Consider the following 24,950-nt stretch of genomic DNA (forward strand, 5'->3'; position numbering starts at 1 on the left):
GGAACATCATGGGGCAACCGCCACGCATTGCCATTATCGCCATCGTCGATGACGAACGCGCAGTCCGCAGCGGGCTGAGTAACCTGCTGCAGTCCGTGGGCTACGAGACGGATACCTTCGACTCCGCCGAAGCGTTTCTTCGGGATAGCGCCAGGCTTGCGAGCGTCGTACTGGCCATTGTTGACGTCAAGCTTAAGGGCGCGAGCGGGTTTGAGTTGTTCACCCATCTGCTGCAGTTGCCCGCGCCACCGCCGGTGATTTTTATCTCCGGTCACGGGGATGAAGTGATGCATCAACAGGCCATCGAACTGGGAGCCGTTGCTTTTTTGCGCAAGCCGCTGGATGTGGATATGCTGCTGGAACATATTGAGCGCATCCTGGCAGCAGGCGGTGAGGGCAGGGCATGAATAACTACGGGATAACGGTCAGGCTGCCGGAGGCGGGCACCGAAACGCCGGGCATTGAGCTTGATGACGCTGTGCTCCTTACCCCGGTGGCCAGTGACGGGTGTATCACCTGGCTACGCTGCCGTTATCCCCAGAGTGATGATGAACACATCATTGCGATGGCGGCCTGTGAAACCCTCGAAACCCGCGCTACGCAGCTGTTAAAGAATGAGTACACCCTGCGTCACTACCTGGGCGACTGGGCGGTAAAGCCCTTTGCCCGCGCTTATCACCGCGGGCGCTATGTGTTGATGTACGACAGGCTCAACTTCACTCCGCTTAACCACCGCAGCGTGCCTCCCGCCACCATCGCCGATTTTCTCACCCTGGCGCTGCGGCTGTGTGCCCCGGTCAGGCAGATGCATCTGCGGGGGCTAATCCACGGCGATATCATGCCGGGGCATTTCTTCCTCGACGACGACATGCAGTGCCGGCTGGCGGGCTTTGGCCTCACCACCGGGACGCGTACCACCTTAGCCGTAATACCCGGCACCAGCGGCACGCCGGCCTGGATGGCGCCGGAGCGCACCTCCCGAACCCGCTACACCCCCGATAGCAGGAGCGATCTCTATAGCCTTGGTGTGGTGCTGTATGAGCTGTTAAGCGGCAGCCTGCCGTTTGAACCTGGCGTCGGCCAGGAAGAGGGGTGGACGCATCACCATATCGCCACCGAACCCCGGCCGCTGCAGCGGCTGCGCAGCGATACCCCGGAGATGGTGTCGGCGGTGATCCTGCGTCTGCTGGCGAAAACGCCCGATCGTCGCTATCAGACCGCTGACGGACTTATCGCCGATCTGCGTCGCTGCATGGCAACCCTCACGCCGCAGGGCGATGTACCGCCCTTCACCCTCGGACAGCAGGATCGCGCCCCGGTGCTTCACCTCACCGATAACCCGGTGGTCGATCACCCGCAGGTGGCTGAACTGCTGGCGGTGTTCGACAGCGTGAAGCAGCAGGCCAGCGCTACCCTGGCGGTGATCAGCGGCCCGTCGGGCATTGGCAAAACCGCGCTTATCAGCTCTGCGCTGCGTGAGCTGCAACACCGTGACACCCTGATGGCATCCGGGAAGGTGGAACAATTTCATCTGGTGCTGCCCTTTGCCGCGCTGGCCTCGGCGTTTCGCGCACTGATCATGCTCGTGGTGGGAATGCCGCGCGAACAGGTGAACTGGTGGAGTGGACGTCTCACGGCGAAGCTTGGTAGCTATGCGGGGCTGGCGGTGAATTTCATCCCCGAGCTGCGGCTGTTGATCGGCCAGAAGCCGCGTTATCCCGATATCGCCGGTCAGGATGCCGGGGCGCGTTTCAACCAGATGGTGCAGTGCCTGGTGGAAGCCTTTGCGCTGCCGGGGCGTCCGCTGGTGCTGTTGATCGACGACGTGCACTGGCTCGACCCGGCCAGCCAGCAGCTACTGGCGCATCTGCTGCTTAACAGCCGCACGCTGCCGCTGCTGATGGTGGTGGCGCAACGGGACGAACAGGATGATATCACCTCGCTGTTACGCACCAGCGCCACCCGGACCGTGGAGATCCGCCCCGCACCGTTCAGCGTAAAAGGGATGGTCCGCTGGCTGGCGGAGCTGTTGCCTGCCAGACGCGGCAGCGTGACGGAGCTTGCGAAGCTGGTGCATGAGAAAACCGCCGGTAACCCGCTGTTTGCGCGTCAGTTTATCCGCCAGCTGATTGAAGATGAGCTGCTGATTGCCGATCGGCTGCGCGGGAAGTGGCACTACGATGCCGGGCAGATCCGCGCCCGGCACTACACCGAAAACGTGGTCAGTCTGATCCTGCGTCAGCTTGAAAAATTGCCGTCCGACACCCGAACGCTGCTTGGCAGCCTGGCGTGTTTCGGCGGCAGCGGCGATACCGCGTTACTCAGCCAGATGGTGGCGTTGCCCGCCGCTGAGCTGTGCCGACAGCTGCAGCCTGCCGTCACGGCGCAGATGATAACGCTGTCGGTCAGCGCGTGGGCCTTCACCCATGACCGCATTCAGGAGGCGGCATTCGCGCTGCTCAGTAAGGCGGAGCAGCAGCGGCTTCACCTCGATACCGCAATGCTGCTGGCTGCGCGCTGCGCTGAGCAGAATGAGGACGAGACGCTGTTTCGCACCGTTTACCATATCGGGGCCGCTATCGAGAGTGTGGCAGTGCACCCGCGCAACCGCGATTTTCTGCTGTTATGTATGGACGCTGCGCAGCGCGCCCGACGCGCCGGGGACGCGTTGTCCGCGCGCAGCTATCTGCGCATCGCCGACACGCTGCTCAAGCGCCTGCCCGAGGCCGATGACAATCTGGCCTTTACGCTGCGCCTGGAAGAGGCCGGGTGCGAATTTATGCAGGGCAACCTCACCCAGGCGGCACGCCTGTGCGAGACCTTAATGACCCAGCCGGGCGGCGCGACGGAGGTGGCGATGGCGTCCCGGCTGCTGGCGGAAATTTACCTGCGCTATTCCAGTAATGCGCAGGCGCTGGAGGTGGCGCTGACCGGGCTTACGCGCTTTGGCATGGCGCTGAGCCACACCCCTGATGACGCCGCTTGTGATGAGGCCTGGCAGGCACTGCGCGTACGCATTGGCGACGATCCGGCGGCGGTGTTTGGCGCCCTCCCGGTCATGGCGGATCGAGAGACTGAAGCAGCGATGGATTTGATGCTCAGCGCCCAGCTGCCCGCCTGCGCCGTAGAGCCGCGCCTGCACTTTCTGCTGCTGTGCAGGATGGTGCAGCTCACGCTCGATCACGGTGTCAGCGGAGCTTCAACCGCCGCGCTGGGCTGGTTTGGCGTGTTGATTGGCGATCGCTATCATGCGTATGATCTCGGCTACCGGTGTGGCATCGTGGCGCGGGATCTGGTGCACCAGCATCGCTTTCAGAGCTTTGAAGCGCGCACGCTATTGCCGCTCGATCAGCTCAGCGTCTGGACGCAACCGCTGAGCTACAGCGTCGAGTGCGCCAGGGCCTGCTTTGTCTCCGCGATTACCCACGGCGATCTCACCACCGCCTGTCTTGCCGCCTGTCACCAGGTGATCAACTTCATCACCCGGGGCGATCATCTCGACAGTATTCTGACCACCCTCGACCGCTGCGTGGCGTTTGTCGAGCGCGCCTGTTTCCCGGATGTCGGCAGAATGATTGCGATCCTGCGGCTGTACGTTGAGCAGTGGCGCGATCCCGGCCGCGGCACCTTTACCGGACACGGTTTTTTACCCGCAGAGCTGATGCAAACCGGTGATGCAGGCACGCTGCCGCCGCTGATGCTGTTCTGGTACTGGCTCTACAAAGGTATTGCGCACTATGGTGCCGGCGAATATGACGATGCCATCCGCTGCCTTGATGAGGCCGGCGGTTTTGCCTGGGCGGCACCGGGCCATTTTCATCTCTCCGATTACCACTATTTCAGCGCGCTGAGCCTGACCGGGGCGCTGACCAGCGCCAGCGTAACGCCGCGCCATCGCCAGCGCATCGCTGTCCACGTTGCGCACGTTGAGCACTGGGCGAGCGTCAATCCGGCTAACTTCGGGGATAAAATTGCCCTGGTGCGCGCCGAGCTGGCCCGGCTGGACGGCGATCGCGCGCTGGCACTTGAGCTGTTTGAAACGGCGGCGAAGCGATCGCGCGATGTCGGCATGGATCACTGTAACGGCCTGGCGCACGAGCTGGCCGGGCGTTTCGCTTACGGCTGCGGCTACCACACCAGTGCCGGGGCGCACCTTAAAGCGGCTATCGCCGCCTGGGGGCGCTGGGGTGCGCAGGCGAAAGTCCAGCAGCTTGAACGCGAGTTTCCGGCACTGGCACCGATAAAAACCCCGACGCCGTTCCCGGCGCACAGCTACGCATCGAATGATGAAATTCGCGATCTGCAAAGCGTCATTAACGCCTCGCGGGCGCTGTCGGAAGAGATCCAGGTCGATCGGCTGATTGATACCCTGATGACCATGCTGCTTGAACGTGCCGGGGCGCAGCGCGGACTGCTGATCCGCATCACACCGGAAAATGTGCCAGAGATCGAAGCGCGGGCGGAAAGCCATCCCGACGGGGTGCGAGTGCAGATTGTGAAAGCGACGCCGACGGAAACCGATCTGCCTTTATCGGTGCTGGCAACGGTGATCCGCACCGGGCAGGAGATCCGCACCGCGAAGCCGGGGCAGTTCAGCCCGTTCAGTCACGATCCTTACTTGGTCGCCTCGGGCGCGGCGGTACTCTGCGTGCCGATGTTCAAGCAGTCGCGGCTGGTGGGGGTGCTGTACGTTGAGAACCGCCTGATGCCAGATGTGTTTTCCGTCGAGCAGTCGCGGGTGATTGCGCTGCTGAGCGCCCAGGCGGCGATCTCGCTGGAGACCGCGCGCCTGTATGCGGAACTGCTGGAGGAGAATATTCAGCGCCGTCGGGTAGAGAAAGATCTGCGCGCCAGCCAGACGTCGCTGATCCTCGGCGAGCAGATCAGCCATACCGGCAGCTGGCGCTGGGAGATGGAGCAGGGGATTATTTTTATTTCGGCGGAGTACGCGCGCATCCTCGGGCTGCCGGAGAGCCGCCAGTCGATGACCTTCCCGGAATTCATCTCCTTTATTCATCCCGACGATATGCCCCGCTTAAAGACGCTGATCAATAGCGAGCTGCGCTATGGCAAGCCGGTGCGCATTGAGCACCGTATCGTCCGCACCGACGGCACCGTCCGCTATATCATGGCGGTGGGCGAGCCGGTCGATATGGGCGCTGAGCGCAGCGATTACTTCGGCACCGTTACCGACACCACGGCACGCCGCGAATCCGAAGACGCCGTGCGTATTGCGCAGGCCGAGCTGGCGCGCGTTGCGCGGGCGACCACCGTCGGGCAGCTTACCGCGTCGATTGCCCATGAGATCAACCAGCCGCTGATGTCGATTGTGGCCAATGCCGCCGCCAGCCTGCGCTGGCTGCAGCGTGACCCGGCGCGGCTTGATAACGTGCAGGTGGGGCTGGAGGAGATCGCCAGCGAAGGGCAGCGCGCCGGGGAGATCATTCGCGGCCTGCAGGCCCTGACGCGCAACCAGACGCCAACGCCCGAAGCGGTGGATCTGCACCAACTGGCACAGCACATCATGGCGCTGTCGCGTAACGAGATGGAGCGGCGCTATATCGCGCTGGAATACCATCTCCATGCCCGGATGCACACCTTCTGCGGCGACAGCGTGCAGATCCAGCAGGTGCTGCTGAATCTGATGATGAACGCCATCGATGCCATGTCGGAAGTGGAGACGCGCCCGCGCATTCTGACCATCTCCACCTCAAACCCAACGCCGGGTGAGATTCGCCTTGAGGTGGCCGATACCGGAAATGGCATTCCGCCCGACATCATGGAGAAGGTATTTGATTCGTTCTTCACCACCAAGCCGCACGGCATGGGGATGGGGCTGACGATCAGCCACGCGATTATCGAGCGCCATCAGGGGACGTTGCGGGCGGAGACCGGTGAGCGGCAGGGGAGCCGCTTCTGGTTCACCCTGCCGGTAGCGGCCGGACAGGGTGACGAGGGAGACTGAGCGTCAGGCGGCGGGGGCGAGCTGTGACAGACGGTGGCGCAGCTCACCGTGCGCCATCGCTACCTGGGTCGATTCCTGCAGTGCGTTCAGGTACTTGTGATGGAACTCGCTGCCGTTTTCCGGCCCCAGTGCCAGCTGGCTCTCCGTGGCCTTACGATAGTTCTCCACCGTCGCTGCCTCCACCGGATTTTCCTTGTCGTCCAGGCGCTCATCAATCTCGACCAGAATCTCTGAAATCTGGCGCAGCCAGGCGAACTGCGGGTGCGTGGTCAGCAGCTGCAGATGCTCAAACGGGCTGCCGGGGTTGCCAAAGCGCTCGGTTTCTAAATCCACCAGCGCTTTATGCAGTTTGCGCAGCGCTGAAGAGATGGATTTAAGCTGGGTACGCGGGTCGGATAACGGATCGGTGGTCATCGGGTTTTCTCCTGAAAACGGGGTACGGTGCCACAGCAAGGCGGCGGCAAAAAATTATCGGCTGCGGGACTTCACGATGTTCAGGCGCTCCGCGCTGCGCACCAGATCCGCCAGCGAGCGTGCCTGCATCTTCTCCATCACGCGCCGCTTATGCACTTTGGCGGTGATCTCACTCACACCCAGCGCGGTGGCAATCTGCTTATTCAGCAGCCCGCCGATGGCCAGCTCCAGCACTTCTCGCTCGCGTGGGGTCAGCGACTGATGGCGCTGCGTTAACGCATGGTGTTCACGCAGATGACTAAAGTTTTGCTGCGCCTGACGCAACCCTTCCGCCACCGCCTGCAACAGCTGCACCGGGTTAACCGGTTTGGTGAGGAACTCCAGCGCGCCGGTTTTCATCGCCTTAACGGTAAGGGGGATAGTACCGAAGCCCGTGAGGAAGATGACCGGCAGCGCCCGGCCCAGTCGGGACAGGCCATCCATAACATCAAAGCCATCGGCGGCGGGCATGTTCATGTCCAGCACCAGGCAGCCCGGCTTTTCGCAAAAGTCGTGGGAAAGAAACGCCTGCGCAGAATTGAAATCAGCCACCTCGTGGCCTTCGGACTGGAGTAACCGGACGACGGCGCGGCGGACGGCGTCATCGTCATCCACTACGTAGATTATCTGTTCCATATTCGTGCCCTGCGATGCTCTGGAAAAAGCAATCGAATCAACGGTATCCCGCCAGCCCCAGGCAGAATACAAAGCATAATTATGAAGAATAATTCGATGTGAATGTAATTACCATATTCATAAAACACCTTTTTTGTTAATGGTATTTTATGTTTCGGTTACAGGCTGGCGGAAAAGCATCAGGCGGCGTATCGCTGCGGATAAAATATATTTTCGTCAGGAAATCATTGCGTTGTATACATAAGTTGTTGTGCTGGATAAAGATTGTTCATAACAAACCGATAAACATTTCACAACATTCAGGGGTTTATCGGGGAACGCAGCACATGTTAAAAAACCTAAAAGTCATCACCGGGATTGTCATAATCCTGTTTATTTTCAGCCTGTTGCAGGTGGTTACCGGCGGGCTGTTCTACTCATCGGTCAGCCAGGATCGGGATAATTTCCAGAATTCAGGCCAGCTTAACTTCCAGCAGGAGCAGCTGGGCGACAGCATTCAGACGCTGGTGAAAACCCGCGTCACCGTCACCCGCGTGGCGATCCGCTTTCTGAAGAACCAGCGCGACCCGGCCTCGCTGGCAGCCATCGATAAGCTGCTTGGCGTGGCTGATGAATCCCTGGGCCGGGCGCAGAGCCAGTTTGAGGCCTATAAGAACGCCCCGCGCCTTGCCGGACAGGACGAGGCGATAGCCCGCGATATTCAGGCAAAGCTCAGCGCCTATCACGATGTGCTGCAGGCCTCGATCGGGTTCTTGCGCGCCAACAACTATGAAGCTTACGGCAACCTGGATGCGCAGGCGGCACAGGATGCGCTGGAGAGCAGCTACAGCACCTGGCGGGCAGAGAATAACCGTCTGCTGCAGGTGGCCGCAGAGGATAACCAGCGCAGCTTCACCAGCATGCAGTGGACGCTGGGCACTATTGCGCTGGCGGTCGTGGCCATTATCGCGGTGATCTGGTTTGGCCTGCAGCATCTGCTGCTGGTGCCGCTGCAGCGTGCCATGACGCATATTCGCGCCATCGCTGACGGCAACCTGACGCACACCATTGAAGGGGAAGGCCGTAACGAGATGGGCCAGCTGGTGTCGACGCTGAAAGCCATGCAGCACTCGCTTATCCGCACCGTCGGGTCAGTGCGCGACAGCTCGGAATCGATCTATACCGGTGCCGGGGAGATCTCCGCGGGCAGTAACGACCTGTCATCCCGCACCGAGCAGCAGGCCGCTTCGCTTGAAGAGACCGCTGCCAGTATGGAAGAGCTGACGGCGACGGTGAAACAGAACACCGACAACGCCCGTCAGGCCGCGCAGCTGGCGAAGAATGCCTCGGAAACCGCTGGCAAGGGCGGGCGCGTGGTGGATCAGGTAGTCACGACCATGAAGGAGATCTCTGACAGCTCGCGGCAGATTGCCGATATCACTAGCGTCATCGACAGCATCGCTTTCCAGACCAATATCCTGGCGCTGAACGCCGCGGTAGAAGCGGCGCGGGCCGGCGAGCAGGGGCGCGGCTTTGCGGTGGTTGCCGGGGAAGTGCGTACCCTGGCAAGCCGTAGCGCCCAGGCAGCTAAAGAGATTAAGTCGCTGATCGACAACTCTGTGACCCGCGTGGGTATGGGGTCTGAGCTGGTGCATCAGGCGGGCGATACCATGAAAGAGATCGTTACGGCGGTAACCCGCGTCACCGACATTATGGGTGAAATCGCCTCGGCGTCGGATGAGCAGAGCAAAGGCATTGAGCAGGTCAGCCTGGCAGTATCACAGATGGACAGCGTAACGCAGCAGAACGCCGCACTGGTGGAAGAGTCGGCTGCGGCTTCGGCAGCGCTCGAAGATCAGGCCGATCGCCTGCGTCAGGCGGTGGCTGTTTTCCAGCTGAAGGCAAACCACAGCTCACCGGTACGTGACGTGCCGCCGGCGCGGGAGAAGCCACAGGCTCTGGTACCTTCGATGGCAGGCAAAGCCGGTGGAGAACACTGGGAAACGTTCTGAGTTTCCATGCGTTAACGGGAAGAGACGTCAGCCAACGGTCACTTTAAAGAAGCTGTTCCTGATGCTGGCCGTAAAGTACGTCTCTTTCTCATTGCTCATCATAAACGTCTGATACGTTTTAGCGGGCACGCCTAAAAACTGCTCCACGCGGCCATTGGCGTGCTCAATTTCCATTACTGAACAGGTGGGATCGTAACCTGCGCTTTTGAATGTGCGGGACCGGAGTTCATGTCTTTTCATATCATTCGCGTCTTGTGGTGATGGTAAAAGAGTCATATCGGTCCAGCCTGGCGAAACTTTATACCTGCGGGTGTGGACGGCCAGTGCGCCGCTCAGGAAATATCATATTTTTTAGTTGCGTCGCTGCACCACTATATGTATTTTTATGCATAATATTTGCATAAAAATAAGGATTCAGATGATGGTTAAGCAATTACTGCAGGCGTGTGGTCTGATGGTTGCCCTGGCGGGCAGCGCCTTTGCCGCTCAGGAAACGTACGTGGTGGGTTCTGGCGGCACTTACCGTCCGTTTGAATTCGAAAACAGCCAGAAGCAGCTCGAAGGCTTCGATATCGACATCATCAAAGCCATCGCCAAAGCGGAAAACTTCAACGTGAAGCTGGTTAACACCCCGTGGGAGGGGATCTTCGCCACCCTCGGTTCCGGCGATCGCGACATTATTATCTCCGGCATCACCATCACCGATAAGCGTAAGCAGATGGTGGACTTCTCTGCGCCGTACTTCCCGGCGGAACAGTCCATTGTCGTGCCGTCCGGTTCAACCGTCACCTCGCTGGATTCGCTGAAAAGCGAGAAAGTGGGCGTGGTGAACTCCAGCACCGGCGACATTGTGGTTTCTGACGTACTGGGCAAAAACAGCACCGCCATCAAGCGTTTCGATAATACCCCGCTGATGCTGCAGGAGCTGTTTGAAGACGGCGTCAGCGCGGCGGTGGGCGATGTGGGCGTGGTGAAGTACTACATCAAACAGCACCCGGAAAAGCAGTTCAAACTGGTGCCGGACGCCAAATTTGAACGCCAGTACTTCGGTATCGCCGTGGCAAAAGGTAACGACGAACTGCTGGCAAAAATCAACAGCGGCCTGAAGAAGATCGTTGCTGACGGCACCTATGCCACCATCTATAAGACCTGGTTCGACGAGAGCGTTCCGACGCTGCCGGCCCAGTAAGTTCACGCCTGATAAAGTGCGGCTATCGCGGGCCTCTGCGGTAGCCGCTTTTTTTAGAGAGACGCTATGACAGGATTTCGTTGGGAGATCATTCAGGAATACGGCCCGCTGTTTATGGAAGGCGCCTGGATGACCATCAAATGCACCATTATCTGTGTCATCCTCGGCACGCTGTGGGGCTTAACCCTCGGGCTGGGGCGCATGGCGCGCGCCGATCACGGGCCGTGGAAATACGTGCTGCGCTGGCTGGTGCAGTTCCCGGTGCGCTTTTACGTCAGCGCCATTCGCGGTACGCCGCTGTTTGTGCAGATTATGGTGGTGCATTTTGCGCTGGTGCCGCTGTTCATCAACCCGCGCGATGGCCTGCTGGTGACCAGCGGCATCATGACCAGCGACCTGGCGCGCGGGCTGCGCTCGGAGTACGGTGCGTTTCTGTCCTGTATCGTGGCGATTACCCTGAACGCCGGGGCTTACGTTTCGGAAATCTTCCGCGCCGGTATTCAGTCCATCGATAAAGGCCAGATGGAAGCTTCCCGGGCGCTGGGCATGCCGTGGTGGAAAACCATGCGTCAGGTGATCCTGCCCCAGGCGTTTCGCCGCATTCTGCCGCCGCTTGGCAACAACGCTATCGCCATCGTCAAAGACTCCTCGCTGGCGTCGGCGATTGGCCTGGCGGACCTGGCTTACGCGGCGCGTACCGTTTCCGGTGCCTACGCCACCTACTGGGAACCCTACCTGACCATCTCCCTGGTTTACTGGGTGATCACCTTCATACTGGCGCAGGGCGTTAACCGTCTGGAAAAGAGGTTTGGCAAAAGTGATTCACATTAATAACCTCCACAAGCATTTCGGCGACAGCCACGTGCTGCGCGGCATCAGCTGCGACGTTAAACCGCAGGAAGTGGTGTGCGTTATCGGCCCGTCCGGCTCCGGCAAAAGCACCTTCCTGCGCTGTATGAATGCGCTGGAGAGCGTGAGCGAAGGCGAAGTCGAGGTGAATGGTTTTGCGATCCACGACCGGAAAACCGATCTCAATAAGATGCGGGAAAGCGTTGGCATGGTGTTTCAGCGCTTTAACCTGTTTCCGCACATGACGGTGCTGCAAAACCTGATGATGGCCCCGATCAACCTGCGCGGTATGAAGCGCGCCGAGGCGGAAACCCTGGCCCTGAGCCTGCTGGCGAAGGTCGGACTGAGCGACAAGCGCGACGCCTGGCCATCGAGCCTCTCCGGCGGGCAGCAGCAGCGCGTGGCTATCGCCCGGGCGCTGGCAATGGGCCCGTCGATCATGCTGTTTGATGAACCGACCTCGGCGCTTGACCCCGAGCTGGTGGGCGAAGTGCTTGGCGTGATGAAGGATCTTGCCGCTGAAGGGATGACGATGGTTATCGTGACCCATGAGATGGGTTTTGCCCGGGAAGTGGCGGACCGGGTGATTTTCATCGATAACGGCGTGATTCAGGAGCAGGGCACCCCGGAGCAGATCTTCACCGCTCCGACCAATCCGCGTACTGCTGCCTTCCTCAGTAAAGTGCTGTAACCCGCATCGCCGTCGGCACTGCCCGGCGGCTTTTTTTCACTGGATGTCGTCTGGCGAGGGGATCGCGATTCACGCTTTCTCTGAGATGGTCTACCATGAGCGCATCGTCATTTACGCTATATGGATATCTCATGCTCACGCGCCGCTTTGCCACTCTGTTACCGCTCTGTGTTCTGCTTGCCGCCTGTAGCAGCGAGCCGGGAAAACAAGAAACCATTGCTGAAACCGTAGGAACCCCTTCCGGCGGCTTCCTGCTGCAACCCCAACATAATGTCCTGCTCGCTTCCGGTGATTTTGCCAACAACCCGGCGGCGCAACAGTTCATCGATAAGATGGTCAGCAAGCATGGCTTTGACCGCCAGCAGCTGCACGAGATCCTCTCCCAGGCGAAACGTCTGGACTACGTGCTGCGCCTGATGGACCGCCAGGCACCGACCAAAACCGGGCCGACGGGGCCGACGGGCGCCTGGCTGCGCTACCGCGGCCAGTTCATCACCCCGGATAACGTGCAGAACGGCGTGGTGTTTATGAACCAGCACCGCGAGGCGCTGGCGCGCGCCCAGCAGGTATATGGCGTACCGGCGGAGATTATTGTTGGCATTATCGGCGTTGAAACGCGCTGGGGCCGCGTGATGGGAAAAACCCGCATTCTGGACGCCCTCGCCACGCTCTCGTTTAACTATCCGCGCCGCGCTGAGTATTTCTCTGGCGAGCTGGAGACCTTCCTGCTGATGGCGCGCGACGAGCAGGACGATCCGCTCAATCTGAAAGGCTCGTTTGCCGGCGCGATGGGCTACGGGCAGTTCATGCCATCCTCCTATAAAGAGTATGCCGTGGACTTTAACGGCGACGGTCATATCAACCTGTGGGACCCGGAAGACGCGATCGGCAGCGTGGCAAACTATTTCAAAGCCCACGGCTGGAAAACCGGCGAGCCGGTGGCCATCCCGGCGATGGGCCAGGCACCGGGGCTGAAATCCGGCTTCAACACCAAATATTCCCCGGCCGAGCTGGCAGCAGCCGGGCTTACCCCGCAGCAGCCGCTGGGCAACTACAGTGAAGTGAGCCTGCTGCGCCTCGATGTGGGAACCGGCTATGAGTACTGGTACGGGCTGCCGAACTTCTACACCATCACGCGCTATAACCACAGCGCCCACTATGCGATGGCGGTGTGGCAGCTCGGGCAGGCGGTGGCGCTGGCCTCGGTGCGCTGAGCCGCGTGATGATGGAATGCGCGTCGAAGAAAATGATGTAATTGCCTGAAATAATTAGAAAGCGTTTCCGCGAGGGGCGCTTTCTCTCTACAATCGGAACCCACTATGACGGACAGCGAACTGACAGCATTAAGCCAGCAGGTTGGGGCGGCACTGAAACAGCAGGGCGCAACGGTCACCACTGCCGAGTCCTGCACCGGCGGCTGGGTAGCGAAAGTCATCACTGATATCGCCGGCAGCTCCGCCTGGTTTGAACGCGGCTTTGTGACCTACAGTAATGATGCCAAACAGCAGTTGATTGGCGTGGATGGCGCAACGCTTGAAGCCCACGGCGCGGTGAGCGAGCAGGTGGTCACACAGATGGCGCAGGGCGCGCAAAATGCCGCCGCTGCAAGCTATGCGATTGCGGTCAGTGGCATTGCCGGGCCGGACGGCGGCAGCGCGGAAAAACCCGTCGGCACCGTGTGGTTCGGCTTCGCCGGGCCGGCTGGCAAGGTGCTGGCCCGCCGCGAGCGTTTTCACGGCGATCGTGAATCCGTACGCCGCCAGGCCACGGCGTATGCCCTCACTACACTGTGGCAACATTTTCTACAAAAGGCTTGAGATACTGTATGACTATACAGTATAATTGCCGCAACAAAACAGAATGACGCAGCGTGGCGCAATAGGGCTCACCCTGCATGACAGGAGTAAAAATGGCTATCGACGAAAACAAACAGAAGGCGTTAGCGGCAGCACTTGGCCAGATTGAAAAGCAATTTGGTAAAGGCTCCATCATGCGTCTGGGTGAAGACCGCTCCATGGATGTTGAGACTATCTCTACCGGTTCTCTCTCGCTCGACATCGCGCTTGGCGCAGGTGGTCTGCCGATGGGCCGTATCGTTGAGATCTATGGTCCGGAGTCTTCGGGTAAAACCACGCTGACTCTGCAGGCTATCGCCTCTGCACAGCGCAGCGGTAAAACCTGTGCGTTCATTGACGCCGAGCACGCGCTGGACCCGGTCTACGCTCGCAAGCTGGGTGTTGATATCGACAACCTGCTCTGCTCGCAGCCGGATACCGGTGAGCAGGCGCTGGAAATCTGTGACGCGCTGGCGCGTTCCGGTGCGGTAGACGTTATCGTCGTCGACTCCGTTGCGGCGCTGACCCCGAAAGCGGAAATCGAAGGCGAAATCGGTGACTCTCACATGGGCCTCGCGGCACGTATGATGAGCCAGGCGATGCGTAAGCTGGCCGGTAACCTGAAGCAGTCCAACACCCTGCTTATCTTCATCAACCAGATCCGTATGAAGATCGGCGTGATGTTTGGTAACCCGGAAACCACCACCGGGGGTAACGCGCTGAAGTTCTACGCTTCTGTCCGTCTTGATATCCGCCGTATCGGCGCGGTGAAAGAGGGCGACGAAGTGGTCGGTAGCGAAACCCGCGTAAAAGTGGTGAAAAACAAAATCGCTGCGCCGTTTAAACAGGCTGAATTCCAGATTCTTTACGGTGAAGGCATCAACTTCTACGGCGAGCTGGTTGACCTGGGCGTGAAGCACAAGCTGATCGAGAAAGCGGGTGCATGGTACAGCTATCAGGGCGACAAGATTGGCCAGGGTAAAGCTAACGCCACTAACTTCCTGAAAGAGAACGTTGCTATCGCGACGGAGATCGAGAAGAAAGTGCGTGAGATGCTGCTGAACAATCAGGATGGCACGCCGGACTTCGTGGTCGATGACCACGACAAAGACGTCGAAGAAACGAAAGAAGACTTCTAATCCTAAGGGCTGCTCCGGCAGCCCTTGTTCTTTTCTACCGCTCCCCATTCTGGTTTCCGTACTATGTCAGATACCCCTTCTCCCCGCCGCTCCGGCTATGCCCGCCTTCTTGACCGCGCCACGCGTATTCTGGCGATGCGCGATCACAGCGAGCAAGAGCTGCGTAAAAAACTGGTTGCCACCTTTCCCGGCCAAAAAGAAGAGCCGCCGGCAGCGGAAGATATTGAAAAAGTCATTGCCACCTGCCTGGAACAACACTGGCTGGATGATGCCCGCTTTGCGCGTCAGTTCATTGCCAGCCGTGCGCGCAAAGGGTACGGCTCGCGTCGCGTGCGTCAGGAGCTGCAGCAAAAAGGCGTGGCGCGAGAGCTGTGCGATGCGGCAATGGCGGAGTGTGAAACCGACTGGACGCAGATAGCCTGGGACCAGGCGACGAAGAAATACGGTGAGCCGCTGCCCACGGAATTTGCGCAGAAAGCCAAAGTGCAGCGCTTTTTACTTTATCGCGGCTTTCTGATGGAAGATATCCAGGAAATCTACCGAAATTTTGCCGATTGACTGCACTCTGGGTTTTACTTCCCTGTAAAGAAAACTTATCTTATTCCCACTTTTTTCCCGATAAGCCGGGCAGGAGAGGGGGGATAATCTCTTCGCTCTTCCCGCCTTACGACACTCGTTAGCTTGATTTCAGGATAATTATGAGCAAGAGCACCGCTGAGATCCGTCAGGCGTTTCTCGATTTTTTCCACAGTAAGGGGCATCAGGTTGTTGCCAGCAGCTCCCTTGTGCCGAATAACGACCCGACCCTTCTGTTTACCAACGCCGGGATGAACCAGTTCAAGGATGTTTTCCTTGGCATGGATAAACGTAATTATTCCCGAGCGACGACCGCGCAGCGCTGCGTACGTGCCGGTGGTAAGCACAACGACCTGGAAAACGTCGGTTACACTGCCCGTCACCACACCTTCTTTGAAATGCTGGGTAACTTCAGCTTCGGCGACTACTTCAAACAGGACGCCATTCAATATGCCTGGGAACTGCTGACCGGTGAGCAGTGGTTCAACCTGCCGAAAGATCGTCTGTGGGTAACGGTATACGAAACTGACGACGAAGCGTTCGACATCTGGGAAAAAGAAGTGGGCGTGCCGCGCGAGCGCATTATCCGCATCGGCGACAATAAAGGCGCGGCATTTGCTTCAGATAACTTCTGGCAGATGGGCGACACCGGCCCGTGCGGTCCGTGCACCGAAATCTTCTTCGACCACGGCGATCACATCTGGGGTGGCCCGCCGGGCAGCCCGGAAGAAGATGGCGATCGCTATATCGAAATCTGGAACATCGTGTTCATGCAGTTCAACCGTCAGGCTGACGGTACGATGGAACCGCTGCCGAAGCCGTCCGTGGATACCGGGATGGGCCTTGAGCGTATCGCTGCGGTACTGCAGCACGTTAACTCCAACTATGAAATCGATCTGTTCAGCAAGCTTATCGCGGCCGTGGCAAAAGAAACCGGCGCGACCGATCTGGCGAACAAATCCCTGCGCGTAATCGCAGACCACATTCGTTCCTGCGCCTTCCTCGTGGCCGACGGCGTTATTCCGTCGAACGAGAACCGCGGCTACGTGCTGCGCCGCATCATTCGTCGCGCAATCCGTCACGGCAACATGCTGGGCGCGAAAGAGACCTTCTTCTACAAGCTGGTAGGCCCGCTGATTGAGGTGATGGGCGCGGCAGGTGACGACCTGAAACGCCAGCAGGCGCAGGTTGAGCAGGTGCTGAAAACCGAAGAAGAGCAGTTTGCCCGTACGCTGGAGCGTGGCCTGGCGCTGCTGGACGAAGAGCTGGCGAAGCTGCAGGGCGATACCCTGGATGGCGAAACCGCGTTCCGTCTGTATGACACCTATGGCTTCCCGGTGGATCTCACCGCCGACGTCTGCCGCGAGCGCAACCTCAAGGTTGACGAAGCGGGCTTCGAAGCCGCAATGGAAGAGCAGCGTCGTCGCGCTCGTGAGTCCAGCGGTTTCGGTGCCGACTATAACGCGATGATCCGCGTTGACTCTGCGTCTGAATTCAAAGGCTACGACCAGCTTGAGCTGACCGGGCACGTCACCGGCCTGTTTGTTGATGGTAACGCGGTAGAGCAGATCTCCGCAGGCCAGGACGCGGTCGTGATCCTGGATACCACGCCGTTCTATGCAGAATCCGGCGGTCAGGTTGGCGATAAAGGCATTATCGGCGGTACCGGCTTTAGCTTCGACGTCAGCGACACCCAGAAATACGGCCAGGCGATCGGTCACGTGGGTAAACTGACCAGCGGTGTGCTGAAAGTGGGCAGCGGTGTGAATGCGCAGGTCGACGAAGCGCGTCGTGAACGCATCCGCCTGAACCACTCTGCGACGCACCTGATGCACGCCGCGCTGCGCCAGATCCTCGGCACGCACGTTGCGCAGAAAGGCTCGCTGGTAAACGATAAGGGGCTGCGTTTCGACTTCTCCCATTTCGAGGCCATGAAGCCTGCGGAAATTCGTGCCGTCGAAGATCTGGTAAACGCGCAGATCCGCCGCAACCTGCCAATCGAAACCAACATCATGGAGCTCGAAGACGCGAAAGCGAAAGGGGCTATGGCGCTGTTTGGTGAGAAATATGATGACCGCGTGCGCGTGCTGAGCATGGGCGACTTCTCCACCGAGCTGTGCGGCGGCACCCACGCCCGTCGTACGGGTGATATCGGTCTGTTCCGCATCGTCGCCGAATCCGGCACCGCTGCGGGTGTGCGTCGTATTGAAGCCGTTACCGGTGAAGGCGCGCTGGCGATGCTGCACGCGCAGAACGATCAGCTGCAGGACATCGCCCAGCTGTTGAAAGGCGATAGCCAGAACCTCGGCGACAAAGTACGCTCGGTGCTGGATCGTACGCGCCAGCTGGAAAAAGAACTGCAGCAGCTCAAAGCGCAGCAGGCCGCTCAGGAGAGCGCGGGTCTGGCTAACAGTGCGAAAGAGATCAACGGCGTGAAGCTGCTGGTCAGCGAACTGACCAATGTCGAACCGAAGATGCTGCGCACCATGGTAGACGACCTGAAAAACCAGTTAGGCTCCACTATCGTGGTGCTGGCGACCGTGGCTGATGATAAGGTTTCTCTGATTGCTGGCGTGTCTAAAGACGTTACCGACCGCGTGAAAGCGGGCGAACTGATTGGTATGGTTGCCCAGCAGGTCGGTGGTAAAGGCGGCGGTCGTCCGGATATGGCGATGGCTGGCGGCACTGATGCACAGGCCCTGCCTGCGGCACTGGCAAGCGTTGAAAGCTGGGTGGCGTCAAAACTGTAATAACAATGGGGTGTCCTGACGCGCTAATGCGCCAGGTTGCGCTGGCGCGTTGAGGAACACTCTCAATTAACACAAAGTCAGGTTGAAGTTATCTATATCGGCTAAGCTTAGTCATAACAGAATGTAATGCCGTGACTGCTGACACATGAAGTGTTGGTCATCGCTTACTTTTTGGCGTTATATGATGGATAATGCCGGGATACAAGAGACCCGACTCTTTTAATCTTTCAAGGAGCAAAGAATGCTGATTCTGACTCGTCGAGTTGGTGAGACCCTCATGATTGGGGATGAGGTGACCGTGACAGTTCTTGGAGTAAAGGGTAACCAGGTACGTATTGGTGTTAACGCCCCGAAAGAAGTGTCTGTACACCGTGAAGAGATCTACCAGCGTATCCAGGCTGAAAAATCACAACAGTCCAGCTACTAAGAATATGGCGCCTCGCGTATCAATCACGAGGCGCTCCTGTTTGTCCCGCTCCTTTCTTACCTTTTCTCCCATTACCTTCCAATTTTCTCTCTGATTTGCCATTCAGCCGTTACCGCCACGCATAAATCGCTGCTGCACGCCTGCAGAAATTCTTCGTAATCTGGATAACGCATCACGCTTTTACTGTTGATAAAACGGCCTTTTTGTTGGCAAATCACGCTAATTGGGTGCTAAATGTTCAAACGAAATTATCCTCCGAAAAATTGTTTGACTTATAAGACCCAGAAAGTAATATGTGCGCCACGCAGTGCCGATGAGTGGAAACACATTGAGGCACAACTCGTAAGAGGCGTGTGTGGTGAGGTGGCCGAGAGGCTGAAGGCGCTCCCCTGCTAAGGGAGTATGCGGTCAAAAGCTGCATCCGGGGTTCGAATCCCCGCCTCACCGCCATTTTGCATCCGTAGCTCAGCTGGATAGAGTACTCGGCTACGAACCGAGCGGTCGGAGGTTCGAATCCTCCCGGATGCACCATCTTCATCAGTGTTGCGGCATGATGAGCGACAGTGATTCAGTAGTATAGCAGTAAATCCCGATGCATCCGTAGCTCAGCTGGATAGAGTACTCGGCTACGAACCGAGCGGTCGGAGGTTCGAATCCTCCCGGATGCACCATATTTCGCTTAAGTGTCAGCAATGATGATTGAGCAAATAACGCGGCAGCAACCGCGAGCACCAGGAAGGATAACACTGCGCAGCAGTGGCCCGCAGGGTGAGGCGCAAGCCGAATAATCCTCCCGGATGCACCATCTTCATCAGTGTTGCGGCATGATGAGCGACAGTGATTCAGTAGTACAGCAGTAACCCCAATGCATCCGTAGCTCAGCTGGATAGAGTACTCGGCTACGAACCGAGCGGTCGGAGGTTCGAATCCTCCCGGATGCACCATATCTCGCTTAGCTGTCAGCAATGTTGATTAAGCAAATAGCGCGACAGCAACCGCGGGCACCAGGAAGGATAACACTGCGCAGCAGTGGCCCGCAGGGTGAGGCGTAAGCCGAATAATCCTCCCGGATGCACCATCTTCATCAGTGTTGCGGCATGATGAGCAACAGTGATTCAGTAGTACAGCAGTAATCCCAATGCATCCGTAGCTCAGCTGGATAGAGTACTCGGCTACGAACCGAGCGGTCGGAGGTTCGAATCCTCCCGGATGCACCATATCTCGCTTAGCTGTCAGCAATGATGATTATCCAGGCACCCTTCAATGTCAGGTGCGCAGTTAACAAACCCTCTGGCTCAAGCCAGTTTTTTTAAAGCCCCTCTTAGTTACAACATACTTAATACAGCGCTAATACCCTTGCGTTCTGCACCTGTTTTCTGCTTTTCAACATCCCATTAGCAAACTTGCAACCGTGACGCGAATCACGTTTAATAGCGGCGCCCATTCTTATCTGACCTGAGCTATGATCGTACGCCCACAACAACACTGGCTGGCCCTGATTTTTGTCTGGCACGGCTCGGTACTTTCAAAGATTTTTACCCGTTTACTGCTTAACTTCCTCCTGTCGGTTACCGTCGTGTTGATGTTGCCCTGGTATGCCTCGCTGGGGATCAAGCTCACCGTTGCGCCATTCAGTATTCTCGGGGTGGCTATCGCGATATTTCTCGGCTTTCGCAATAACGCCTGCTATGCGCGCTATGTGGAAGCACGTCAGCTGTGGGGCCAGTTAATGATTGCGGCGCGCTCCTTGCTGCGTGAAGTGAAAAATACGCTGCCGGACGATCCGGCCATTGGCGAGTTCGTCAGGCTACAGATTGCGTTTGCCCACTGTCTGCGCATGACGCTGCGTCGTCAGCCGCTGGCCGGGAAGCTGGATCGCTATCTCACCGCAGAAGACCTGCAGGCGGTTATCAGCGCCAATTCTCCTGCTAACCGCATTCTGCTGCTGATGGGTAACTGGCTGGCGGTACGGCGTCGGGAAGGGCAGCTCTCGGATATCCTGTTCCACAGCCTGAATAATCGTCTCAACGATATGTCGGTTGTGCTGGCTGGCTGTGAGCGCATTGCCAACACGCCGGTCCCGTTCGCCTATACGCTCATCCTTCACCGCACGGTTTATCTGTTCTGCATCCTGCTGCCGTTTGCGCTGGTTGTTGATCTGCATTACATGACGCCGTTCATCTCGGTACTGGTTTCCTACACCTTTATTGCCCTGGACGCGCTTGCTGAAGAGCTGGAAGATCCGTTCGGTACGGAAAACAACGATCTTCCTCTGGATGCCATCTGCAACAATATGGAGATCGATCTGCTGCAGATGAACGATGAAGCAGATGTTCCCGCGCGCATCCTGCCGGATAAGCGCTACCAGCTCACCTGAACACCAGCCCGGTTGTCGCTATTTCGTCCTGCCTTTATTGCTTCCCGCGCCAGAATGCGACAACTGGCGCGCTTTACGCTACATTAGCAGTCCGAAACATTGCGGGTGAGGACACGATGTACGATCGATACGATGGACTGATTTTCGACATGGACGGCACGATTCTGGATACCGAGCCGACCCACCGCAAAGCATGGCATCAGGTGCTGACAAAGTACGGGATGCGCTTTGACGAACAGGCAATGGTGGCGCTCAACGGCTCGCCGACGTGGCGTATCGCCCAGACCGTTATTGAACTCAATAACGCCACCCTTGACCCTCACCAGCTGGCCGCGGAAAAAACCGCAGCGGTACGCGCCATGCTGCTGGATGACGTACGTCCTTTACCCCTGATTGAGGTGGTGAAAACGTGGTATGGCCGTCGTCCGATGGCTGTAGGCACCGGCAGCGAAAGCGCACTGGCGAACGCGCTGCTCAATCATCTTGGTATTCGCCACTATTTCGACGCGGTGGTGGCTGCCGATCACGTCACGCATCACAAACCTGCTCCCGACACTTTCCTGCGCTGTGCTGAACTGATGGGCGTGGCGCCAGAGAAGTGCGTGGTGTTTGAAGATGCTGACTTTGGCCTGCAGGCAGCCCGGCTGGCAGGGATGGACGCTGTGGATGTGCGTTTGCTGTGAGCGATGCGCTAAGCCTGCTTTCCCTCTTCGCCAGCAGCTTTCTCAGCGCCACGCTGCTACCGGGTAGCTCCGAAGCGGTGCTGGTTGCGCTACTGGTCGCGGGAAAGAGTCAGCCCTTGATGCTGGTATTAATAGCAACAATGGGTAATAGCCTTGGAGGGCTAACTAACGTTATTCTTGGGTGGTTTTTCCCACTGCGTGAACGTTCACCCAGACAGGAAAAGCTGGCCCGCTGGCTCAGACGGTTCGGGCCGGTAACACTTCTCCTTAGCTGGATGCCAGTTATTGGAGATTTGCTGTGTCTGCTGGCCGGCTGGCTGCGTCAGCCCTGGGGACCAGTGATTTTTTTCTTATGCCTTGGCAAGGCGTTACGTTATGTCGTAGTCACGTATGTAACGCTTCAGGGGATGACGTGGTGGCACTAATTGGTTGTTTGAACAAGGAACAGCGAATGCCGGTAATACGCACGCTGATCATACGATTAAAGACGACGTTCTTAATCATCAACCATTACAATTATGCTTAATAAAAATATTTCGACAGGCGGGAGGTCAATTTGATCCCGGACGTATCACAGGCGCTGGCCTGGCTGGAAGCACACCCTCAGGCAGTTGAGGGTATCCGTCGTGGGCTGGAGCGCGAAACGCTGCGCGTCACCCCGGAAGGGAGCCTTGCGACAACGGGGCATCCGGAAGCCCTGGGCGCAGCACTGACCCATAGCTGGATCACCACCGACTTCGCAGAAGCACTGCTGGAATTCATCACGCCGGTTGATGGCGACATCAACCATATGCTGACGGTGATGCGCGATATTCATCGTTATGCCGCGCGTAATATCGGCGACGAGCGTCTGTGGCCGCTCAGCATGCCTTGCTATGTGGAAGAGGGGCATGACATCGAGCTGGCTCAGTACGGCAGCTCGAATATTGGCCGTCTGAAGACGCTGTACCGTGAAGGGCTGAAGAACCGCTATGGTGCGCTGATGCAGACCATTTCCGGCGTGCATTTTAATTTCTCGCTGCCGCTGGCTTTCTGGCAGGCGAAATGTGATGTGCAGGATGAGCAGAGCGGTAAAGAAGCGATCTCGGCCGGCTATTTCCGTCTGATCCGCAACTACTACCGTTTTGGCTGGGTGATTCCTTACCTGTTCGGTGCCTCTCCTGCGATCTGCGCTTCTTTCTTACAGGGTAAGCCGACCACGCTGCCGTTTGAGAAGACTGAATGCGGCATGTACTACCTGCCGTACGCCACCTCGCTGCGCCTGAGCGACCTGGGTTATACCAATAAGTCGCAAAGCAATCTCGGAATTACGTTTAACGATCTGCACACCTATGTGGCAGGATTGAAGCGCGCGATCAAAACGCCGTCGGAAGAGTACGCGGCGCTGGGGCTGGAAAAAGACGGCAAGCTGCTGCAGATCAACACCAACATTCTGCAGATTGAAAACGAACTCTACGCCCCGATCCGTCCTAAGCGCGTTACGCGCAGCGGTGAAACGCCGTCTGATGCGCTGATGCGTGGCGGGATTGAATACATCGAAGTGCGTTCCCTCGACATCAACCCGTTCTCGGCAACGGGCGTGGACGAGCAGCAGGTGCGCTTCCTCGACCTGTTCTTGATCTGGTGTGTGCTGGCGGATGCGCCGGAGATGAGCAGCGATGAGCTGCTGTGCACCCGTACTAACTGGAATCGCGTGATTCTGGAAGGCCGCAAGCCAGGCCTGACGCTGGGTGTGGGCTGCGAAACTGCCCAGCACCCGCTGCCGGAGGTGGGTAAAAATCTGTTCCGCGACCTGAAGCGCGTGGCGCAGACGCTTGACGGTATCGCCGGCGGCGACGCGTATCAGAAGGTATGCGACAACCTGGTGGCGAGCTTTGACGATCCTGAGCTGACCTTCTCGGCGCGTATTCTGCGTTCGATGATTGATGAAGGGATTGGCGGGACCGGCCGGGCGCTGGCAGAGCAGTATCGCGCCGAGCTGCGCGAAGAGCCGCTGGAGATCCTGAAAGAGGACGATTTCTCTCGCGAGCGTGATGCATCGCTGGTGCGTCAGCAGGAGATCGAAGCGTCGGACAGCGAGCCGTTTGAACGTTTCCTGCAGCGTAACGCCTGACAGAAAAGAAAAAGGCCACAATAATGTGGCCAAACTGTCATCTCTGAACTCAGGGATGATGATGATAACAAATGCGCGTCTTTCATATACTGAGAGTCGGCCAGAAAGAATTAGTTCAGTTAATTTTAAAAAAAATCACTATCGGAGGTGACAGATGCCATTGTTGGATAGCTTCACAGTTGACCATACCCGTATGGAAGCGCCTGCTGTACGTGTGGCAAAGACCATGAACACCCCGCACGGTGACACTATCACCGTATTCGATCTGCGTTTTTGCATCCCGAATAAAGAAGTGATGCCGGAAAAGGGCATTCACACGCTTGAGCATCTGTTTGCTGGCTTTATGCGCGATCACCTGAACGGCAACGGTGTCGAAATTATCGACATCTCTCCGATGGGCTGCCGTACCGGTTTCTACATGAGCCTGATTGGTCAGCCGGACGAGCAACGCGTTGCCGATGCCTGGAAAGCGGCAATGGCTGACGTGCTGAAGGTGAAAGAGCAGAACCAGATCCCGGAACTGAACGTTTACCAGTGCGGTACGTACCAGATGCACTCGCTGCAGGAAGCGCAGGATATCGCGCGCCACATTCTGGAGCATGACGTTCGCGTCAACAGCAACGACGAGCTGGCGCTGCCGAAAGAGAAACTGCAGGAGCTGCACATCTAGCAGCACATTGAGTGATAAAAAAACCACCCTGCGGGGTGGTTTTTTTTGTCTGCAATCCAGCGTCAGGATGCTGACGGGAAGCAAACATTATTGATCAGAGGTAGCTTGCCGGGTATTGAAGATAACCAAATGAAAACGTAGTCGCGTTTCTTTTTTTATAACTATCAATTAACCACAACAGTAAACAGCACTATCGCGCACAGGACAATAGATGCCAGCAGACCTGCCATAAAATAGATGGCGCCTGGGGAGTACTTCATTCGTTCTGAACCTTGACGTGTAATAGCGGATATATCTTATACCAGGAATAATCCTAAGTACAGTGAGTATGCAGGTTAAAGGCGTTGATTTATATAGAATAAATGTTAAGACCTTGAAAGCTATAGCATGCAGCGCCGCGATTATACGTGACGCAGAAATAAAAAGAATCTACCGCTTTTGGTGGGATATGCGCTGGCAGGCTGCGTATTATGAAAAATGCGTTGTTTCTTAATACAAATATGCCGCCGATTAATTCGGTTCCGAATATTGCTTCACGACGGTTTCAGAAAACGTTAAGCGCAGGGAATGATGCGCAAAAAAAAAGCGCCATCGCTGGCGCTTTTT

At 57.7% G+C, this 24,950-nt stretch carries 20 protein-coding genes and 5 tRNA genes; 22 read left to right on the top strand and 3 right to left on the bottom strand.

Annotated elements, in window-relative coordinates; genetic code table 11:
* Positions 1-8 precede the first annotated feature (8 nt).
* Positions 9-407 carry a response regulator gene (locus tag ET34_RS0113785; protein WP_031522999.1) on the top strand — a complete coding sequence of 133 codons (399 nt, stop codon included), beginning with the start codon at positions 9-11 and terminating at the stop codon, positions 405-407.
* Positions 404-5,965 carry a trifunctional serine/threonine-protein kinase/ATP-binding protein/sensor histidine kinase gene (locus ET34_RS0113790; protein ID WP_051640542.1) on the top strand — a complete coding sequence of 1,854 codons (5,562 nt, stop codon included), beginning with the start codon at positions 404-406 and terminating at the stop codon, positions 5,963-5,965. The genes ET34_RS0113785 and ET34_RS0113790 overlap by 4 nt, the downstream gene beginning before the upstream one ends.
* Before the next feature lie 3 nt (positions 5,966-5,968).
* Here ET34_RS0113790 and ET34_RS0113795 read toward each other — a convergent pair whose 3' ends face one another.
* Both ET34_RS0113795 and ET34_RS0113800 read right to left on the bottom strand, forming a co-directional pair.
* A complete protein-coding gene (locus ET34_RS0113795; RefSeq protein WP_031523001.1) occupies positions 5,969-6,379 on the bottom strand; it encodes a hypothetical protein in 411 nt (136 codons plus the stop codon).
* A 54-nt stretch (positions 6,380-6,433) separates the two neighbouring features.
* Complete coding sequence (locus tag ET34_RS0113800; RefSeq protein WP_031523002.1) at positions 6,434-7,054, bottom strand: response regulator transcription factor; 621 nt, start codon at positions 7,052-7,054, stop codon at positions 6,434-6,436.
* A gap of 326 nt (positions 7,055-7,380) precedes the next feature.
* Here ET34_RS0113800 and tcp point away from each other — a divergent pair, with 326 nt between their 5' ends.
* Positions 7,381-9,045: a methyl-accepting chemotaxis citrate transducer gene (gene tcp / locus ET34_RS0113805; RefSeq protein ID WP_031523003.1), complete on the top strand. Its 1,665-nt coding sequence runs from the start codon at positions 7,381-7,383 to the stop codon at positions 9,043-9,045.
* A gap of 27 nt (positions 9,046-9,072) precedes the next feature.
* On the opposite strand, the gene ET34_RS0113810 is transcribed toward tcp, so the two are convergent.
* Positions 9,073-9,321: a KTSC domain-containing protein gene (locus ET34_RS0113810; protein ID WP_330218005.1), complete on the bottom strand. Its 249-nt coding sequence runs from the start codon at positions 9,319-9,321 to the stop codon at positions 9,073-9,075.
* 145 nt (positions 9,322-9,466) lie between these two features.
* On the opposite strand from ET34_RS0113810, the gene ET34_RS0113815 reads away from it, so the two are divergent.
* From ET34_RS0113815 to luxS, 19 genes are all read left to right on the top strand, one after another.
* On the top strand, positions 9,467-10,234 hold the full coding sequence (locus ET34_RS0113815) for a basic amino acid ABC transporter substrate-binding protein (protein WP_031523006.1): 768 nt from the start codon (positions 9,467-9,469) through the stop codon (positions 10,232-10,234).
* 66 nt (positions 10,235-10,300) lie between these two features.
* The gene (locus ET34_RS0113820; RefSeq protein WP_031523007.1) at positions 10,301-11,065 is read left to right on the top strand and encodes an amino acid ABC transporter permease; all 765 of its coding nucleotides are present in this window, start codon (positions 10,301-10,303) and stop codon (positions 11,063-11,065) included.
* Complete coding sequence (locus ET34_RS0113825; protein ID WP_031523009.1) at positions 11,052-11,774, top strand: amino acid ABC transporter ATP-binding protein; 723 nt, start codon at positions 11,052-11,054, stop codon at positions 11,772-11,774. Before ET34_RS0113820 ends, ET34_RS0113825 begins: the two co-directional genes overlap by 14 nt.
* Before the next feature lie 131 nt (positions 11,775-11,905).
* Positions 11,906-12,988: a lytic murein transglycosylase B gene (mltB, locus tag ET34_RS0113830; protein ID WP_031523011.1), complete on the top strand. Its 1,083-nt coding sequence runs from the start codon at positions 11,906-11,908 to the stop codon at positions 12,986-12,988.
* A gap of 105 nt (positions 12,989-13,093) precedes the next feature.
* Positions 13,094-13,591 carry a nicotinamide-nucleotide amidase gene (pncC, locus tag ET34_RS0113835; RefSeq protein ID WP_031523012.1) on the top strand — a complete coding sequence of 166 codons (498 nt, stop codon included), beginning with the start codon at positions 13,094-13,096 and terminating at the stop codon, positions 13,589-13,591.
* 92 nt (positions 13,592-13,683) lie between these two features.
* The gene (gene recA, locus ET34_RS0113840; RefSeq protein WP_031523014.1) at positions 13,684-14,748 is read left to right on the top strand and encodes a recombinase RecA; all 1,065 of its coding nucleotides are present in this window, start codon (positions 13,684-13,686) and stop codon (positions 14,746-14,748) included.
* A 63-nt stretch (positions 14,749-14,811) separates the two neighbouring features.
* Entirely contained in the window at positions 14,812-15,306 is a 495-nt protein-coding gene (locus ET34_RS0113845; protein WP_031523016.1) for a regulatory protein RecX, read from the top strand.
* Positions 15,307-15,446: 140 nt separating this feature from the next.
* Positions 15,447-18,074, top strand: a complete 2,628-nt coding sequence (alaS, locus tag ET34_RS0113850; protein WP_031523017.1) for an alanine--tRNA ligase — start codon at positions 15,447-15,449, stop codon at positions 18,072-18,074.
* A 241-nt stretch (positions 18,075-18,315) separates the two neighbouring features.
* Positions 18,316-18,501 (top strand): carbon storage regulator CsrA, encoded by a 186-nt coding sequence (csrA, locus tag ET34_RS0113855; RefSeq protein WP_000906486.1) that lies wholly within the window; start codon positions 18,316-18,318, stop codon positions 18,499-18,501.
* A 357-nt stretch (positions 18,502-18,858) separates the two neighbouring features.
* Positions 18,859-18,951, top strand: a tRNA-Ser gene (locus ET34_RS0113860).
* A gap of 4 nt (positions 18,952-18,955) precedes the next feature.
* Positions 18,956-19,032, top strand: a tRNA-Arg gene (locus ET34_RS0113865).
* Positions 19,033-19,095: 63 nt separating this feature from the next.
* A tRNA-Arg gene (locus ET34_RS0113870) sits at positions 19,096-19,172 on the top strand.
* 196 nt (positions 19,173-19,368) lie between these two features.
* A tRNA-Arg gene (locus ET34_RS0113875) sits at positions 19,369-19,445 on the top strand.
* A 196-nt stretch (positions 19,446-19,641) separates the two neighbouring features.
* Positions 19,642-19,718: transfer RNA gene (locus ET34_RS0113880), tRNA-Arg, on the top strand.
* Positions 19,719-19,963: 245 nt separating this feature from the next.
* Positions 19,964-20,878, top strand: a complete 915-nt coding sequence (locus ET34_RS0113885) for a bestrophin family protein (protein WP_031523019.1) — start codon at positions 19,964-19,966, stop codon at positions 20,876-20,878.
* Positions 20,879-20,994: 116 nt separating this feature from the next.
* A complete protein-coding gene (gene yqaB / locus ET34_RS0113890) occupies positions 20,995-21,561 on the top strand; it encodes a fructose-1-phosphate/6-phosphogluconate phosphatase (protein ID WP_031523020.1) in 567 nt (188 codons plus the stop codon).
* On the top strand, positions 21,558-21,986 hold the full coding sequence (locus tag ET34_RS0113895; RefSeq protein ID WP_031523022.1) for a YqaA family protein: 429 nt from the start codon (positions 21,558-21,560) through the stop codon (positions 21,984-21,986). Before yqaB ends, ET34_RS0113895 begins: the two co-directional genes overlap by 4 nt.
* Before the next feature lie 131 nt (positions 21,987-22,117).
* Entirely contained in the window at positions 22,118-23,674 is a 1,557-nt protein-coding gene (gene gshA / locus ET34_RS0113900; RefSeq protein WP_031523023.1) for a glutamate--cysteine ligase, read from the top strand.
* Positions 23,675-23,828: 154 nt separating this feature from the next.
* Positions 23,829-24,344: an S-ribosylhomocysteine lyase gene (gene luxS / locus ET34_RS0113905; protein ID WP_031523025.1), complete on the top strand. Its 516-nt coding sequence runs from the start codon at positions 23,829-23,831 to the stop codon at positions 24,342-24,344.
* Positions 24,345-24,950 lie beyond the last annotated feature (606 nt).

The organism is Siccibacter colletis (assembly GCF_000696575.1).
Taxonomy (GTDB): Bacteria; Pseudomonadota; Gammaproteobacteria; order Enterobacterales; family Enterobacteriaceae; genus Siccibacter; species Siccibacter colletis.

Excerpts from the sequence above, each read along its gene's own strand:
- ET34_RS0113790 (WP_051640542.1), top strand. The coding sequence starts at position 404 with ATGAATAACTACGGGATAACGGTCAGGCTGCCGGAGGCGGGCACCGAA.
- csrA (WP_000906486.1), top strand. The coding sequence starts at position 18,316 with ATGCTGATTCTGACTCGTCGAGTTGGTGAGACCCTCATGATTGGGGAT.
- ET34_RS0113785 (WP_031522999.1), top strand. The coding sequence starts at position 9 with ATGGGGCAACCGCCACGCATTGCCATTATCGCCATCGTCGATGACGAA.
- tcp (WP_031523003.1), top strand. The coding sequence starts at position 7,381 with ATGTTAAAAAACCTAAAAGTCATCACCGGGATTGTCATAATCCTGTTT.
- ET34_RS0113845 (WP_031523016.1), top strand. The coding sequence starts at position 14,812 with ATGTCAGATACCCCTTCTCCCCGCCGCTCCGGCTATGCCCGCCTTCTT.
- mltB (WP_031523011.1), top strand. The coding sequence starts at position 11,906 with ATGCTCACGCGCCGCTTTGCCACTCTGTTACCGCTCTGTGTTCTGCTT.
- luxS (WP_031523025.1), top strand. The coding sequence starts at position 23,829 with ATGCCATTGTTGGATAGCTTCACAGTTGACCATACCCGTATGGAAGCG.
- alaS (WP_031523017.1), top strand. The coding sequence starts at position 15,447 with ATGAGCAAGAGCACCGCTGAGATCCGTCAGGCGTTTCTCGATTTTTTC.
- ET34_RS0113800 (WP_031523002.1), bottom strand. The coding sequence starts at position 7,054 with ATGGAACAGATAATCTACGTAGTGGATGACGATGACGCCGTCCGCCGC.
- ET34_RS0113885 (WP_031523019.1), top strand. The coding sequence starts at position 19,964 with ATGATCGTACGCCCACAACAACACTGGCTGGCCCTGATTTTTGTCTGG.
- recA (WP_031523014.1), top strand. The coding sequence starts at position 13,684 with ATGGCTATCGACGAAAACAAACAGAAGGCGTTAGCGGCAGCACTTGGC.
- ET34_RS0113810 (WP_330218005.1), bottom strand. The coding sequence starts at position 9,321 with ATGACTCTTTTACCATCACCACAAGACGCGAATGATATGAAAAGACAT.
- ET34_RS0113815 (WP_031523006.1), top strand. The coding sequence starts at position 9,467 with ATGGTTAAGCAATTACTGCAGGCGTGTGGTCTGATGGTTGCCCTGGCG.
- ET34_RS0113795 (WP_031523001.1), bottom strand. The coding sequence starts at position 6,379 with ATGACCACCGATCCGTTATCCGACCCGCGTACCCAGCTTAAATCCATC.
- pncC (WP_031523012.1), top strand. The coding sequence starts at position 13,094 with ATGACGGACAGCGAACTGACAGCATTAAGCCAGCAGGTTGGGGCGGCA.
- ET34_RS0113820 (WP_031523007.1), top strand. The coding sequence starts at position 10,301 with ATGACAGGATTTCGTTGGGAGATCATTCAGGAATACGGCCCGCTGTTT.
- yqaB (WP_031523020.1), top strand. The coding sequence starts at position 20,995 with ATGTACGATCGATACGATGGACTGATTTTCGACATGGACGGCACGATT.